General features: G+C 54.1%; 1 rRNA gene. It reads left to right on the top strand.

The window, feature by feature from the left end:
* A 23S ribosomal RNA gene (locus C400_RS0125890) occupies positions 1 to 795 on the top strand; the annotation flags it as partial.

Raw genomic sequence — 795 nt, 5'->3', positions numbered from 1 at the left:
AATAACGATAAGGCCTCGGGGAGCTGTAAGCAAGCTTTGATCCGGGGATGTCCGAATGGGGAAACCCGGCTGTCTTCATCGACAGTCACTACTCACTGAATTCATAGGTGAGTGAGAGGCAGACCAGGGGAACTGAAACATCTAAGTACCCTGAGGAAGAGAAAACAATAGTGATTCCGTCAGTAGCGGCGAGCGAACGCGGATTAGCCCAAACCAAGGAGCTTGCTCCTTGGGGTTGTGGGACGTCTCACATGGAGTTACAAAGGAACCGGTTAGACGAAGAGGTCTGGAAAGGCCCGCCAGAGAAGGTAAAAGCCCTGTAGTTCAAAACCCGTTCCCTCCGAGACGGATCCCGAGTAGTGCGGGGCACGTGAAACCCCGTATGAATCCGGCAGGACCATCTGCCAAGGCTAAATACTCCCTGGCGACCGATAGTGAAGCAGTACCGTGAGGGAAAGGTGAAAAGCACCCCGGAAGGGGAGTGAAATAGATCCTGAAACCGTGTGCTTACAAGAAGTCAGAGCCCGATCTATGGGTGATGGCGTGCCTTTTGTAGAATGAACCGGCGAGTTACGTTCCCGTGCAAGGTTAAGGTGAAGAGCTGAAGCCGCAGCGAAAGCGAGTCTGAATAGGGCGAATGAGTACGTGGACGTAGACCCGAAACCGGGTGATCTACCCCTGTCCAGGGTGAAGGTGCGGTAACACGCACTGGAGGCCCGAACCCACGCATGTTGAAAAATGCGGGGATGAGGTGGGGGTAGCGGAGAAATTCCAATCGAACCCGGAGAGTAGCTG

Source organism: Paenibacillus sp. ICGEB2008, from assembly GCF_000307675.1.
Taxonomy (GTDB): Bacteria; Bacillota; Bacilli; order Paenibacillales; family Paenibacillaceae; genus Paenibacillus; species Paenibacillus polymyxa.
This window is presented reverse-complemented; position numbering and strand designations above follow the sequence as displayed.